15 protein-coding genes are annotated in these 14,222 nt (G+C 36.1%); 9 read left to right on the top strand and 6 right to left on the bottom strand.

Translation table 11 applies throughout. The features are described 5' to 3' along the window. Nucleotides 1-8 precede the first annotated feature (8 nt). Together glpK and SJY30_RS15260 are read right to left on the bottom strand one after the other, a co-directional pair. Nucleotides 9-1,496, bottom strand: a complete 1,488-nt coding sequence (glpK, locus tag SJY30_RS15265; protein ID WP_396632992.1) for a glycerol kinase GlpK — start codon at nt 1,494-1,496, stop codon at nt 9-11. Between the two features lie 256 nt (nt 1,497-1,752). Continuing rightward, on the bottom strand, nt 1,753-2,109 hold the full coding sequence (locus SJY30_RS15260) for a hypothetical protein (protein WP_396632991.1): 357 nt from the start codon (nt 2,107-2,109) through the stop codon (nt 1,753-1,755). Between the two features lie 81 nt (nt 2,110-2,190). Between SJY30_RS15260 and SJY30_RS15255 the strand changes: the two genes are divergently transcribed. The 8 genes from SJY30_RS15255 (at nt 2,191) to SJY30_RS15220 (ending at nt 8,984) form a co-directional block, all read left to right on the top strand. Continuing rightward, nucleotides 2,191-2,715, top strand: a complete 525-nt coding sequence (locus tag SJY30_RS15255; protein WP_396632990.1) for a CvpA family protein — start codon at nt 2,191-2,193, stop codon at nt 2,713-2,715. Between the two features lie 189 nt (nt 2,716-2,904). After that, nucleotides 2,905-3,384 (top strand): CAP domain-containing protein, encoded by a 480-nt coding sequence (locus SJY30_RS15250; RefSeq protein ID WP_396632989.1) that lies wholly within the window; start codon nt 2,905-2,907, stop codon nt 3,382-3,384. Nucleotides 3,385-3,646: 262 nt separating this feature from the next. After that, nucleotides 3,647-4,150, top strand: a complete 504-nt coding sequence (locus SJY30_RS15245) for a CAP domain-containing protein (protein ID WP_396632988.1) — start codon at nt 3,647-3,649, stop codon at nt 4,148-4,150. Nucleotides 4,151-4,263: 113 nt separating this feature from the next. Continuing rightward, nucleotides 4,264-4,806: a 3-hydroxyanthranilate 3,4-dioxygenase gene (locus tag SJY30_RS15240; protein WP_396632987.1), complete on the top strand. Its 543-nt coding sequence runs from the start codon at nt 4,264-4,266 to the stop codon at nt 4,804-4,806. Then, a complete protein-coding gene (locus SJY30_RS15235) occupies nt 4,803-5,174 on the top strand; it encodes a DUF1304 domain-containing protein (RefSeq protein WP_396632986.1) in 372 nt (123 codons plus the stop codon). Before SJY30_RS15240 ends, SJY30_RS15235 begins: the two co-directional genes overlap by 4 nt. A gap of 80 nt (nt 5,175-5,254) precedes the next feature. Further along, entirely contained in the window at nt 5,255-6,808 is a 1,554-nt protein-coding gene (locus SJY30_RS15230; RefSeq protein ID WP_396632985.1) for an aldehyde dehydrogenase family protein, read from the top strand. Nucleotides 6,809-7,392: 584 nt separating this feature from the next. After that, nucleotides 7,393-8,298 (top strand): OmpA family protein, encoded by a 906-nt coding sequence (locus tag SJY30_RS15225; protein WP_396632984.1) that lies wholly within the window; start codon nt 7,393-7,395, stop codon nt 8,296-8,298. Nucleotides 8,299-8,330: 32 nt separating this feature from the next. Then, nucleotides 8,331-8,984, top strand: coding sequence for a hypothetical protein (locus SJY30_RS15220; protein ID WP_396632983.1), 654 nt, complete (start codon nt 8,331-8,333; stop codon nt 8,982-8,984). Nucleotides 8,985-9,038: 54 nt separating this feature from the next. Here SJY30_RS15220 and SJY30_RS15215 read toward each other — a convergent pair whose 3' ends face one another. From SJY30_RS15215 to SJY30_RS15200, 4 genes are all read right to left on the bottom strand, one after another. Then, on the bottom strand, nt 9,039-10,037 hold the full coding sequence (locus SJY30_RS15215; RefSeq protein ID WP_036157363.1) for an acyl-ACP desaturase: 999 nt from the start codon (nt 10,035-10,037) through the stop codon (nt 9,039-9,041). A gap of 64 nt (nt 10,038-10,101) precedes the next feature. After that, the gene (locus tag SJY30_RS15210) at nt 10,102-10,836 is read right to left on the bottom strand and encodes a metallophosphoesterase family protein (RefSeq protein WP_396632982.1); all 735 of its coding nucleotides are present in this window, start codon (nt 10,834-10,836) and stop codon (nt 10,102-10,104) included. Beyond that, nucleotides 10,833-11,915, bottom strand: a complete 1,083-nt coding sequence (locus tag SJY30_RS15205) for a DNA helicase PriA (RefSeq protein WP_396632981.1) — start codon at nt 11,913-11,915, stop codon at nt 10,833-10,835. The genes SJY30_RS15210 and SJY30_RS15205 overlap by 4 nt, the downstream gene beginning before the upstream one ends. Nucleotides 11,916-11,954: 39 nt before the next feature. Then, nucleotides 11,955-13,091 (bottom strand): SPFH domain-containing protein, encoded by a 1,137-nt coding sequence (locus SJY30_RS15200; protein ID WP_396632980.1) that lies wholly within the window; start codon nt 13,089-13,091, stop codon nt 11,955-11,957. A gap of 185 nt (nt 13,092-13,276) precedes the next feature. Between SJY30_RS15200 and SJY30_RS15195 the strand changes: the two genes are divergently transcribed. Then, nucleotides 13,277-14,221: a carbohydrate kinase gene (locus tag SJY30_RS15195; RefSeq protein WP_396632979.1), complete on the top strand. Its 945-nt coding sequence runs from the start codon at nt 13,277-13,279 to the stop codon at nt 14,219-14,221. The last annotated feature ends 1 nt before the right edge of the window (nt 14,222 follow it).

The following is a 14,222-nucleotide window of genomic DNA, read 5'->3' as shown; positions in this document are numbered from 1 at the left end:
GTATGCTACTATTCTTCTTCCCAGCCTTTTGACCTTTCTACGGCTTTTTGCCATTTTTTATACAAACGCTTTCGTTTTACACGATCAAAAGTGGGCTTAAATATTCGGTTCATTGGTCGGCTTTGATCAATGTCTGATTGCTCCCAAAAACCTACTTGAATTCCTGCAAGAAATGCTGCACCCATTGCGGTAGATTCAATAATTTCTGGACGATGAACTTCTGAGTCTAAAATATCTGCTTGAAATTGCATTAGATGATTATTTGCACAAGCACCACCATCAACTCTTAAATTTTTAAGCTGAATTCCAGAATCATCTTCCATTGCCTTTAAAATATCTTTGGTTTGGTATGCCAACGCTTCTAATGTTGCCTTTGCCAAATGTGCTTTACCGGTATCTCTTGTTAAACCGAAAACGGCTCCTCTGGCATACATATCCCAATATGGTGCTCCAAGACCTGCAAAGGCCGGCACTACATAAACCGGGTTCTCCCCTTCGATCGAATTTGCCAATTCTTCGGTTTCTTTTGCATCTTCAATAAGCTCTAAACCATCTCGTAACCATTGTATCGCTGCTCCTGCAATAAAAATACTGCCTTCCAACGCATAATTGACTTTGCCATCTAAACCATAAGCTATAGTGGTTAAAAGTCCGTTTTTAGAAAACTGGGGTTTTTCACCTGTATTCATTAGCATAAAACAACCTGTACCATAGGTGTTCTTTGCTGATCCTTTATTAAAACAAGCTTGCCCAAATAGTGCTGCTTGCTGATCACCCGCAATACCCGCAATCGGTATTTTAACTCCATCTAACTCATAATCACCAAAATTCGCAGAAGATGGTTTTACTTCTGGCAACATAGTTTTCGGTATATCTAGCGCTTTTAGTAGTTTATCGTCCCACTTAAGATTTACAATATCGTAAATCATAGTACGCGATGCATTGGTATAGTCGGTTACATGATTATGGTCTTTGGTCATATTCCAAACCAACCAAGTATCAATTGTACCCATTAGCAAATTGCCTGCTTTGGCTTTCTCTTTAGCGCCATCAACATTATCCAATATCCATTTTACTTTGGTGCCCGAAAAATAAGAGTCAATGACCAACCCTGTAGTTTTTTTTACATGCTCTGTAAGTCCTATTTTCTTTAGATGCTCGCAAATATCTGCCGTACGTTTGTCTTGCCAAACAATAGCATTATATACAGGTTCTCCCGTATTTTTATCCCAAACCACCGTAGTTTCCCTTTGGTTGGTAATACCAATACCAACTATTTCGTTTGGTTTTACCTTTTCCTGTTCAAGTAGCTCTTTTAAAACAGCCATCTGTGAAGATAAAATTTCGTTTGGGTCATGTTCTACCCAACCCGATTTAGGAAATATTTGTTTAAATTCTTTTTGGACCATTCCTTTAATGGTACCGTCATGGTCTACCAACAATGCTCTAGAGCTTGTAGTTCCCTGATCTAATGATACTATAAATTGCCTTGACATGTGCTTTAAGTTATTTCCCTAAATATACAGGAATTAAAGCTGATTCCAAAGCAGTGATTTTTTGAAGCTAATATATGGTCTGCCTGTTTTTTTCAATCATTAATAGCATTGAAGCTTTACCTATAACTTACGGTAATTCCATTATTCTATTGTGCGCTTTCAACAACTTCTTAAACTCGACGAGTTCCTTTTGATATTTTAAGCTGTTGCTCTAATAGATGTAAAAATAACAGTGTAGTTGGTCGATTAAATCAACTTATTTTATAAACTCTTTTTCTATAAAATATGTCACAATCGCTTCTTTCATAAGAACGGTTTGCTCCCCAGCTTTTAATGTTGGTAATTCTTCTATTACATTATAATGAGGCCAACCATCTTCATCAAAAAAACTGAATTCATAAAATCCGTAAGGTTCTAAAAGACGACATATTGCAATATGCATTAAATCTAACTTATCATCTTTTTTGTATTTTCTATGGTATTGTCCTAATTCTTGAACACCCACCAAATAAATAATTGCATCTAGTTCTAAAGGATCTCCATCAGAAAACTTTGTCGAAAGCTTTTCTACCAAAAAATCCCATCGTTCTTTTAATTGTATATCCCTAGCCATATAATTTCCTTCAACTATAGTCTGATCCAGACATTGCAAAGGTACAAATCAAAGTTCTATATTTGTTAAAACACTTTACCAATGGGACTTTTAGATATTTTACTTGGATTACCTTTAGTATGGGGTCTATGGAAGGGATATAAAAATGGTCTTTTCATGGAAATCGCTTCTATTGTTGCACTTGTTGCCGGTATTTTTGGAGCTATACATTTTTCATATATCACGGGAGAATATTTATCTGAGCACTTAAATTGGGATGAACGCAATATGAGTATCATAGCCTTCATAATCACATTCGTGCTAATTATAATTATCGTCAATTTAATTGGAAAACTATTGACTAAAGTCGCCAATTTTGCCATGTTAGGCTCTTTAAATAAAATTGCAGGGGGCATTTTTGGTGCTTTGAAAGTGGCTATTTTATTAGGTGCCGCTTTTATATTTTTCGATCGAATGGACACTACATTTAATTTTATCACAGAAGAAACTAAAGAGGAATCTATTTTATATCAACCTATCAAAGAAATTGGAGCATTAATTTTTGATACTGTGCTCGTGGGCGAAGCCTCTTCAAAGCAGGCTTCAGATGATCCAATAATCATTTAAATTCAATTGTCCGCTAATCTTACTTTTTGTGCACTTTATCGAATAAGCATTTTTGTTTATACCCTGCATTCAATTTTTCTATAATATTACTTCATCGATAACCCAAATCGATTACGAGAGCTTAGAACACTCTTAACTTTTTTACCTACTTCGCTTCGCCGAAAGGCTATTTATTTAAAAGACACTTATATGAAAATGAGATTGCTTTATGCGGTCCCTGTCTTTTTATTACTTTTTCTTGGTTCTTGTACAAGCGAATCTCTTGATGAAACGCCCGTACTTGAAGCTGAAAACGTTTTAATTATTGAGCAGGACCTGTTAGAAATTGTCAATGACCATAGATTAAGCCTTAACACTAATGCCTTGCAATTTAGTGACGTGGCTTATAAATATGCCAACCTTCATACAGACTACATGATTTCCAAAGGTAGTATCAGTCATGATAACTTTAGCTCAAGAGCATCTAACATTGATTCTGAAATAAGTGTTGAAATGGTGGCCGAGAATGTAGCCAAAGATTATCAAACTGCCTTAGAGGCTTTTGAAGGATGGTACATTAGTAGCAGCCACAAAAAAACAATGGAGGGCGATTTTACACATACTGGTATCAGTGTAAAGAAAGATGACCTAGGCAATTACTACTTTACCCAACTTTTTTACAAACAGTAAAGAATTCTAATATTACTTTATTTGATGTTATCTAGACTCTAGTTTAACCCATATAAGTTGATTAGTTTCTTTATACCGACGAAATGGAGAAAATGATATAAAATACATTTTTCTACGTTGTAATCTCACCTGTATTTTATCGATGAGCCTTAATTTTATCATTAGTGGCGGCTTAACGAGTATTTTAACCCATGTAAAGATGTTTTTCTTCACATGGTTGCAACCGATACTACTTTTGGCACACGTAAAATAAGCCCCCGGTATGAAATTTAGCTTCATTTATTTAGGTATTATCGTTATCATTTTATCATCCTGTTCTAGATACGAGAACTTTGCAGGATACGAGGAGACTGAAACTTCAATTTCAGAACTAACTCTAGCTTCTTCAAAAATGCACAGCAAAATGGAAGCGAATCTTTTCGAACTAATTAATAACTATCGTCTTAGTATAGGCTTAAATCCATTTGAGTTTGAAAGCATCACATATTACTATGCTATACGACACACTAATTATATGATTTCTAAAGGAATTACCAGTCATGACATGTTCACCAAACGTGCATCAGGTATTGCCAAAAGAACAGATGCTGTATTTGTTGCTGAAAATGTAGCAAGAAATTATGATACAATAGAGGAAGCTTTCGATGCTTGGTTAGATAGCAAAGGACATAGAAAAAATATAGAGGGAGATTTTAATTACTCGGCCATTAGTATTGTTGAAAATAGTGACGGTAACTATTATTACACCCAAATATTTGTAAGATAATAAAGGAAAGCACATATTTTTTTATAAAGCCTTTGCAAGCCAAAGGCTTTTTTTATGCTTACCTTTTAGGTGAAAAATAATCGTTTCTTTAACTTTCACTTAAATTCACAGAAATGAGTATACAAGCACCATTTAACCTTAACAAATGGATTGAGGAAAACAGAGCTTCACTTAAGCCCCCCGTTGGCAACAAAAATCTATACAAAGATGCCGGCGATTATATCGTTATGATCGTTGCCGGACCAAATGCCAGAAAAGACTATCACTATAACGAAACCGAAGAGTTGTTCTATCAGCTTGAAGGAAATATAGAAGTGCACATTCAAGAAGACGGTAAAAAACGAACCATGCAACTCGGTCCTGGAGATATGTATTTGCACCCAGCCAAAGTACCACACTCTCCAGTTCGTAAAGAAGGATCTATAGGTCTTGTGATAGAACGTAAACGTAACCATATGAACGTTGATGACGGTCTATTGTGGTTTTGCGATAATTGTAACCACAAGTTATATGAAGCCTATTTTACCCTTCATGATATAGAGAAAGATTTTTTAGCTCACTTTAAACATTTTTATAGTTCAGAAGAATTAAGGACTTGTGACAATTGCGGTACTGTAATGCCGGTCGATGAACGTTTTATAGCTAAAGAAGAATGATACTAATAGCAAAAATAATTACTGCTCTTGTAGCTCTGATCCATATTTATATTCTTTGGTTTGAAATGTTTGCATGGACAACAACAGGTAAAAAGGTTTTTCAAAATTTTCCAAAAGATTTATTTGAACCCACAAAGTCTATGGCGGCAAACCAAGGGCTTTATAATGGCTTCTTAGCTGCTGGGTTGATATGGTCATTTTTCATTACCGAAATACAATGGTCTGCAAATGTTGCACTCTTCTTTTTAGGTTGCGTTGCTATTGCCGGTGCTTACGGTGCACTAACCGTAAGTAAAAAAATATTCATAGTACAAAGTATACCTGCGTTAACCGGAATCATATTGTGGTCTATTATAAAGTTCTCTTAGCTACAATTTCTTCTACACAAGGATAAAATTCTTTGTATTTTTGTATCATATCTAACATTAATCACGTAAAAAGTTATAAAATGTCAAAAATTGCAGCAGATTTCGGAATACAAGATGCTCTCACAGCATTAGGAATTAAAGATATCAATGAGGGAACCTCAACCGGATCTAATGATTTTTCTTCAGGCGATATTATTTCATCATACTCACCAGTAGATGGTTCACTAATTGCAAAGGTCAGAACAACGACAAAAGAAGATTACGAAAAAGTAATGTCTACTGCTACGACAGCTTTTAAAGAGTGGAGAACAAAACCTGCACCCCAACGTGGTGAAATTGTTAGACAGTTTGGCGACAAACTTAGAGAACTAAAAGAACCGCTTGGTAAGCTTGTTTCTTATGAAATGGGAAAAAGCTACCAAGAAGGATTAGGTGAGGTTCAAGAAATGATAGATATCTGTGATTTTGCAGTTGGTCTTTCTCGTCAATTACACGGTTTAACTATGCATTCAGAAAGACCCGGTCATAGAATGTACGAGCAATATCATTCTTTAGGTGTTGTAGGTATTATATCTGCTTTTAATTTCCCTGTTGCTGTTTGGGCATGGAATACGGCACTTGCTTGGATCTGTGGTGATGTTTGTGTTTGGAAACCTTCTGAAAAGACACCTTTATGTGGTATTGCATGCCAAAACATAGCTGCCGCAGTAATGAAAGCCAACAACCTTCCTGAAGGTATTTCTTGCTTAATTAATGGCGATTATAAAATTGGAGAATTAATGACCCAAGATAAAAGAATTCCATTAGTGTCTGCTACGGGATCAATTAGAATGGGAAAAATAGTAGCTCAAGCAGTGGCTGCCAGACTTGGAAAATCTTTACTTGAACTTGGTGGTAACAATGCTATCATAGTTACACCAGATGCCGACTTAAAAATGACCGTTATAGGTGCCGTATTCGGTGCTGTAGGTACAGCGGGTCAACGTTGTACTTCTACTAGAAGATTGATCATTCATGAATCTATGTATGATAAGGTAAAAGAAGCTGTCGTTGCAGCATATCAACAATTAAGAATTGGTAACCCCTTAGATGAAAATAATCATGTAGGTCCATTGATTGATACCGATGCTGTTGCTCAATATAACAAGGCTTTAGAAAAAGTGGTTAATGAAGGCGGTAAATTAATTGTTGAAGGCGGAGTATTAGAAGGTGAGGGCTATGAAAGTGGTTGTTACGTAAAACCTGCTATTGCAGAAGCTGAAAATAATTTTGAAATTGTACAGCACGAAACATTTGCTCCTGTACTTTACTTATTAAAATATACTGGTGATGTTGAAAATGCCATTGCTATTCAAAATGGTGTTGTACAAGGGTTATCTTCTGCAATCATGACGAACAACCTACGTGAAGCTGAACATTTTCTTTCTGCTTGGGGTAGTGATTGTGGTATTGCCAATGTAAACATTGGTACTTCTGGTGCTGAAATAGGTGGTGCATTCGGTGGTGAGAAAGAAACCGGTGGTGGTCGTGAAAGTGGTTCTGATGCATGGAAAGTTTACATGAGAAGACAAACCAACACTATTAACTATACCACTGAGCTACCTTTGGCACAGGGTATAAAGTTTGATCTATAATACACTTATAATTTCCTTTGCATATTAACTTTTAGGCTAGGCTGTTTTTGAATTGGTTGGCTCACTTGACCAACTACCATGAAGTAAAGCTTGTACGCCCAAAACAATAAACATGCAAAGGAAATTTAAAAAACCCTTTATTTTTTTCTTCATTTTATAGTGTAATTTACTCTGTATCAAACTAGTAAATTACAGTACTCAATTCAACAATTTCTGTACAGGTTTACACAAATATTGTATAGTTGGATTTTTGGTAGCCTTAACTTTAAGGCACAAAAAAATCCTATCGACTTAAAGAGGATAGGATTTTTTAACCAACTAACTCAAAACTTGAAATTATATAATCAATGCCCAAACTTTGTGGGGAGATTTATATCGTTTCAATACATACGCAAAAATGCAATTAAAAGTTGTTGCACCATACAGTTTTTTTATCGTTTCACCCTCTTATTGTATAGTTGGTAAGTATTTTAACATATCTAATGTTAAGATATTGTTGATTGTAAGGTAATTAGGTGTAAATCTTTTAACATTTTTAAGTTTTTTTTAATAAATTGTGCGCTAAACACTAAACATTACGTACAATGACAAGAACAATCAAGTATTTATTATTGATGTTGATTACCATTGTAGTCGGTACCTACTTCTTTATAACCTGTTGCAGCGAATGCGGTGCGGCAGTTGTTACAGAGCCAACTACAGAAAAGGAAATCATAAAAGAGCCCTCGGCTACATCGTATCCCTTCGCTATAGATGGAAACGGATTTGCCTATAACACCAATGACAATTATAATTTCAATGTCTCTTCGCATAACTTTTTAACACCATTAAGTGCAGACCTTACCAAAGGAATTACAGGTTTACAAGGTCATTTAGCTGAGAACGAAAACAATGTTATTAACGTAACTGGTTATTATACTAGCCAAGAAGAGAATAATACCGCATTCCCTAATTTAGGACTTGCGAGAGCAAATTCAATTAAGAACGACTTAGCTTCAAAAGGATTCTCTACTGCTCAAATTAATACGCAGGGAAAACTTATGGACGAAATGATTGCTAAAGAGGGTACTTATTGGGGTGCAGCTTCCTTTGGTCTTGTTGAAAAATCCGCGACCGCGGAAGATGACCTTAAAGCATTGTATGAAAAAATAAATGCCGATCCATTAATTCTTTATTTCAACACTGCAGAAGCCTCAATTCATTTAGATGCTATGCAACGCCAAAAAGTTGCCGATATATCTAGATATTTAGATAAGGTTTCTGATGCTAAGGCAAGCGTTGTTGGTCATACAGATTCACAAGGGCGAGCAAGTACAAACATGAGACTAGGTCAAGATAGAGCAGAATTCGCTAAAAATTACTTAATGCAAAACGGAATAGCTGCAGATAAGATAATTGCTACATCCAAAGGGCAAACACAACCCATTGCCGATAATGCCACTGAAGAAGGCAGAGTAAAAAATAGACGAACAGTTATTACATTAAAATAAAACATACACTAATCCTATAAATAAGTAAAATCATGAATTTTGAAAATATGAACATTTGGTGCTGGATAATTCCATTATTAGTAGGTCTTATCTGCGGTATTTTAGGTTATCTACTTGGTAGCCGTTCTGCCAAAGTAATAGACAACTCTGCTGAAATAAACAGTCTTACCGCTAGTAATACAAAACTTAAAGGCGAATTGTCTGACTTAAACAATCTTAAAGCTAGCAACAGCAAACTGAAAGCTGATCTAGAAGCTTGTAACCAAAGAGTAATTGCCGCAAGCAAGGTTGTAACACCTCCTCCTGCCGCTCCAAGCGCTCCAAGCACTAATCTAGGTGCATCTGCCGCCTCTTTTGCTGCCGGCGCCGCTACAAGTAGCGCACTAGCTTTTGATGGTGCTGCTGCCAAGGCTGCGTTTGGAAAAACCATTAAGCAAGACGATTTAAAACTTGTGGAAGGTATTGGTCCAAAAATTGAAGGCATGTTTAAAGACCACGGTATTAAAACATGGAAAGAACTTTCTGAAGCTAGTTTAGAAGCCTGCCAAAAAATATTGGATACAGGAGGAACACGATACAAAATTCACGATCCTGCTTCTTGGCCGTTACAAGCTAAAATGTGCTACGAAGGTAAATGGGCAGAACTTGTTAAATGGCAAGATGAGCACAAACACGGTAAATTATAACCTACCGTTTAAAGCAAAAAAAATCCCGATCATTACTGATCGGGATTTTTTATTTTATAATGCTCCGTTTGCCTCTACCCACTTAAAGTGATATTGGTCTTGCGGAAATTTCATTCTTTCTGCAATTCTTTCTAATCTTGATGGTAACTTAATTAAGTAGTCACGAGCCTTTTCAGCCTCTTCATTTAAAGAACGAACAGAATCCAATTCCCAATACGCATTTAACTTGCTTAGAATGTCAACGTAATCTTGCGCTGTATATACACCTAAACGCTGTGCACAGTTAGAGAAGTTCTCAAAAGCAGAACCAATTGTACCACCAGACTCACGTAAAAAATGTGCCGGCATAACAATCTTTTTCTTCATCATATCTGCAAAGGCGATCATCATACCAGATGGATCTTCGCCTAAAATAGTCTTCACGAATTCTCTGTACGCCAAATGGTGTCTCATTTCATCACCGGCAATTATAGTACACATTTTACCTAATAAAGCATTTCCTTTTTTCTTCGCCATTTGCCCCACTCGCTTATGCGAAATATTGGTAGCTAATTCTTGAAAAGAGGTATATACAAAGTTTTTATATGGATCACGATCAGTACCAATATCAAAACCATCAGAAATTAAATGCTGGGTCGTTATTTCAATTTCTCTCATATTTACCCTTCCAGATAAATAAAGATATTTGTTCAACACATCTCCATGTCTATTTTCTTCTGCAGTCCAAGCACGTACCCACTTAGCCCAACCATTTGTTTTATGGTCACCGTGCTGGTCAATACCAACAACATCCATTAACCAAGATTCATAAGTTGGCAAGGCTTCTTCGGTAATGGTATCTGCTACCATGGTTACCCAAAAGTCATAACCTAAATCTTTAGACTCTTCACGAATATCTTTTACTTCTTGTAAAAATGTATCTTTTTCAGAATCTGGCAAAAAATCTGTTGGCTGCCATATATCCTCTGGTTTTATAAGGAAAGATTCCATGAAACTCTCTACCTTAGGCTCTAAGGCCTGCATCACCTCTAATCTTATATTTTTATTAGACATATTTTAAATTTTATTAAAGATCGTCAATAAAACAATCTATTTTAAAGTAAAGTTAACGGTTTTCTTAGTTTCTACCCGTTTCGTTAGGATAAAAGGTATAAACCGGTTCACTTTGCCAGTATTCTTTGGTATTGGCGTTAAACACAGTTAAGGGTCCTTTGAACGCGGCACCCGTATCAATATTCCATACATTGGCGGCATTCTGCGGTGTAGTTTTACCTATGCGCGTTACCGGTGTATGACCAATGTAAATTTCAGCATAATTCTTTAATCGCTTTGGATAATGAATATGGTCATCTTCTAATTCTTTATTCAAAGAAAGCGCCAACTCCCACAAAGTACGATCCCAGTAAAATGTCTTTTTAAAATACTCATGCTCAATGCCTTTCAAATTTGTAAAGCCTGCATGTAAAAACAATCTATTTTCAGCGTCTAGATGATAATTTTCTAAGCTTTCATAAAATTTGATGTGCCTATCCTTGGTTTCTTTTGAAGCTTTGCCATAAGAATTTGAAGTGGCTTCACCACCATGCATAAACCATGTTGGGTTATCTGCCTTACCGGTTAACCATTCATAGCAAAGCTCATCATGATTACCTCTTAGGTATATACAATTGTACCTTTCTTTCAATTCTATAAGACAGTTTACAGTTTCAACCGCTTCACTCCATCCATCAATATAATCCCCTAAAAAAATTATCGTATCATCTTCAGTTATAGCTGCTTTCTCAAGTACTTGCTTTAAAGCTTGTAATCCTGAGTGAATGTCACCTACAACCAGTGTTCTTTTTGTACTCATTTAGCAAAAATCGCAATTATGGTTATCATGGCAAGGATAAAAATCACTAAAAAGAAGATTTTCCAGAAGGAATAAGGTCTGTTTCCACTTAACACTCCCGTTTGCCCATTTATATAAAAATTATACTCTTTACCATCATATCTATATGAACTTATATAAATGGGAAGTAAGATATGTTTAAACTTTTCATCTGAAAGTTTTATATCGGCGTTTGCTACCCTTTGGGTATCACCACCAATATCTCGCCTGATCCAATTATAAGCAATATTCTTGGCTTCTTGAAACGATTTGTGATGCCCTTCTTTTAATGAAACCGTATATTTTTCCGTAACAAAACCAGATAGATATTTTGAATTAAAAGCCACTAAATCTTTCAAATTCCAAAAGGTGACTTTTGCCGGAATTTCTTTTCGTTTCTTTTCTGATGCGCTTATTAAAATATCATCTACAAAACCATCTACTCTACCCGATGCATACGTCCACTTGGTTTTTCTAACACGTCTTGTTCTTCTTGCCTTATTACTATTATAGGTCTGTGTTTCGTAATAATAATCTCCTCGTTGCCCTTGGTAAGAGGCAAAGAGGTTGGCATCAAACGTCCAATACGGAACATATAATCCATGCAAACCTTCTGGATCAAGCGCTGCTTTTTTAAGATTATCCGGTGCAAACCAAATTTTATCTACCCAAGCTTTAAATATTGTCTGTGCTTTATCGGCATCTAATTGAAATGGAACTAGAGCGCCAGGTAATATCCAACCTTCTTTCTCAACATCTTCCCGTATTAAAGGTTCACTACAATACACACAGTTGAGCGATTTATAGTTTTCTTCTACATGCTGGTTGGCACCGCAATTTTTACAATGCAACAACTCTATAGTTTCGGTATAGGCATTTTCACCTACGATTTTTAAGTAGTGTTCTAGCTCTAACTCTTCAAAACTAGTTTTAGATGCCTCAATAAACTCTTCATACCCACAGTACTCACACGTCAATTGATGCGAGCCTGGCTTAAATTTTAACTCAGCACCACAATTGGCACATGCTTTTTTATATTCCGATTGTTGAATATCATCCATAGAAAGTATTCCTTATCTTAAAAAAAGTATTGCTTAAAATTATGCTGTTGGTAATGGTGGTGGCGTATTACCACCCAAGAAAGATTTTAATTCCTCTACCTCTTTTAATGCAGTCCAATTGGGCATACCTTGTTTCCAGATCAACGAATCTCTATTAATTGTTCTACTCGCAAATAATTCTTTGAGCTTATCAAAACCAACAGGACCTAATTGCTGACCGCTTACCGCATAGAAATAGGTTACTTGTGCCGGCATTGGTGGCGGCGCTTGTGGCTGTTGTGCTGTTTGCCCACCTAGTGGTTGCGCTGCAGGTTGCCCCATTAAGCCTCCCATTTGTTGAGCCAATACAAAACCCATACCCATGCCCATACCGGCACCAGCTGTTCCGCCTTCATTTTTAGCTGCCAACTCCATTGCTTTGGCTGCTTTGAACTGCGCCAACTTACCCATGTCCAATTTATCCAATCGGCTGTATTCGAATATTTCCTTTTTAAGTTCTTCAGGCATCGATACATTTTCGATGTAGAATTTCTCTAGCTCTATACCTACCCTATTAAATTCTGGCTGCATTACTTCTTGGCAAGTTTCAGATAGTTCGCTTGTGTTCGCCGCATACAACTCAATTGGCAAATTAGCTTCACCTACCGTATCTGTAAAACGGGTTACTATTAAACTTTTTAAATGTTCATTTACCTCATAGCTTGTAAAATTACCATCGGTACCCACTACATCTACAACAAACTTTCCTGGATCATTTACTCTAAAACTATAGGTACCAAAAGCACGAATTTCTACCAAACCAAATCTATCATCACTTAACATGAACGGATTTTTAGTACCCCATTTTTCATCTGTAAACAAACGTGTGTTTACAAAATACACCTCAGCTTTGAACGGACTATCAAATCCATACTTCCAACCTTTTAAAGTCGTTAAAATAGGCAGGTTCTGCGTATTTAAAGTATATGTGCCCGGTTTAAAAACATCTGCCAATTGACCTTCGTTAATAAAAACTGCGGTCTGCCCTTCCCTAACGATTAATTGCGCATTGTTCTTAATTTCATTTTGGTAACGTTCAAAACGATAAACTATAGTGTCGTCAGTATTATCTAGCCATTCTACAATATCAATAAACTCGTGGCTCAGTTTTTTCTTAATTTCATCAAATATGCTCATGGTCAGTATGTGTTTTAAAATGTGTAATTCAATATATGCAATTCAGCAACAGACCCAAAATACGAAAGGAATTAAATTCATAAAATAATCTGTAAACCACCGTAATTTAATATTTACTTCATAATTTTTAGGAAATAGGTGTTATTTCTAATTAACTTAGACTTCCTAATTTTCTTTTTAAACGTATGAAAAAGGTATTCTGTATTGGAGAATTACTCATTGATTTTGTTGCCGAAAACCAAGGCAAAGATTTATCGAAAGCAAAAGAATTTTCTAAAAAAGCAGGTGGTGCACCAGCCAATGTAGCCTGTGCAATTAGCAAGCTTGGCGGCGATAGCTTTTTTATTGGTGCTGTTGGCAATGACCCATTTGGGACTTTTTTACTACGTATTCTTGAAGATGAAAAAGTTGATATCTCCTTTGCCCAAAGATGCGATACTTTTACCACTTTAGCCTTTGTTTCTATTGATGCCGAAGGTGAGCGCGATTTTGTTTTTAGCCGAGGCGCAGACAAAGAGCTTACTTACGACTCTTCCTTAAAATCTAATTTTGAAAATAACATCATACACTTTGGCGCAGCTACCGCTCTTTTAGGTGGCGCTCTTGAAGAAACCTATAACAGGTATTTATTTGACGGACTAACCAAAAATGCGTTCATTAGTTTTGACCCTAATTTCAGATCGGATCTTTGGAAAAATAAAGAGGATGTTTTTATACGTAAGTGCCATGCTTTTATAGAAAAATCCCATTTATGTAAATTTAGCCTAGAGGAAGCACAGTTACTTTCAGGAAAAGATAAGCTTGAAGATGCTTGCCAGTTCTTTCATGAAATGGGCACCCAAGTAATAGTTGTAACCTTAGGAAGCGAAGGAACTTTGCTTAGTACAAAAGATTTCCATAAAACCATACCAAGCATTAAAGTAACACCAAAAGACACTACCGGTGCCGGCGATGCTTTTATTGGTTGCCTTTTACAACAACTTACTGAACACTCTAAATTAGAAGATGTTTTGGCAAACGAAAACCTGCTTTCGAACATGGTCTCAAAAGCGAACAAAGCCGGGGCCATTACAACGGAAAATTTTGGAGCTATACAATCGCTACCTACATTACAACAATTAGACTCTTAAA

Source organism: Maribacter sp. R86514 (assembly GCF_044597005.1).
GTDB lineage: Bacteria > Bacteroidota > Bacteroidia > Flavobacteriales > Flavobacteriaceae > Maribacter.
Note: the sequence above shows the minus strand (reverse complement) of the source record. Positions and strands in the feature narration are given on the sequence as shown.

What these genes read in the sequence shown, in the direction of transcription:
- glpK (WP_396632992.1), bottom strand. Translation starts at nt 1,496, where the DNA reads ATGTCAAGGCAATTTATAGTATCATTAGATCAGGGAACTACAAGCTCT.
- SJY30_RS15260 (WP_396632991.1), bottom strand. Translation starts at nt 2,109, where the DNA reads ATGGCTAGGGATATACAATTAAAAGAACGATGGGATTTTTTGGTAGAA.
- SJY30_RS15255 (WP_396632990.1), top strand. Translation starts at nt 2,191, where the DNA reads ATGGGACTTTTAGATATTTTACTTGGATTACCTTTAGTATGGGGTCTA.
- SJY30_RS15250 (WP_396632989.1), top strand. Translation starts at nt 2,905, where the DNA reads ATGAAAATGAGATTGCTTTATGCGGTCCCTGTCTTTTTATTACTTTTT.
- SJY30_RS15245 (WP_396632988.1), top strand. Translation starts at nt 3,647, where the DNA reads ATGAAATTTAGCTTCATTTATTTAGGTATTATCGTTATCATTTTATCA.
- SJY30_RS15240 (WP_396632987.1), top strand. Translation starts at nt 4,264, where the DNA reads ATGAGTATACAAGCACCATTTAACCTTAACAAATGGATTGAGGAAAAC.
- SJY30_RS15235 (WP_396632986.1), top strand. Translation starts at nt 4,803, where the DNA reads ATGATACTAATAGCAAAAATAATTACTGCTCTTGTAGCTCTGATCCAT.
- SJY30_RS15230 (WP_396632985.1), top strand. Translation starts at nt 5,255, where the DNA reads ATGTCAAAAATTGCAGCAGATTTCGGAATACAAGATGCTCTCACAGCA.
- SJY30_RS15225 (WP_396632984.1), top strand. Translation starts at nt 7,393, where the DNA reads ATGACAAGAACAATCAAGTATTTATTATTGATGTTGATTACCATTGTA.
- SJY30_RS15220 (WP_396632983.1), top strand. Translation starts at nt 8,331, where the DNA reads ATGAATTTTGAAAATATGAACATTTGGTGCTGGATAATTCCATTATTA.
- SJY30_RS15215 (WP_036157363.1), bottom strand. Translation starts at nt 10,037, where the DNA reads ATGTCTAATAAAAATATAAGATTAGAGGTGATGCAGGCCTTAGAGCCT.
- SJY30_RS15210 (WP_396632982.1), bottom strand. Translation starts at nt 10,836, where the DNA reads ATGAGTACAAAAAGAACACTGGTTGTAGGTGACATTCACTCAGGATTA.
- SJY30_RS15205 (WP_396632981.1), bottom strand. Translation starts at nt 11,915, where the DNA reads ATGGATGATATTCAACAATCGGAATATAAAAAAGCATGTGCCAATTGT.
- SJY30_RS15200 (WP_396632980.1), bottom strand. Translation starts at nt 13,091, where the DNA reads ATGAGCATATTTGATGAAATTAAGAAAAAACTGAGCCACGAGTTTATT.
- SJY30_RS15195 (WP_396632979.1), top strand. Translation starts at nt 13,277, where the DNA reads ATGAAAAAGGTATTCTGTATTGGAGAATTACTCATTGATTTTGTTGCC.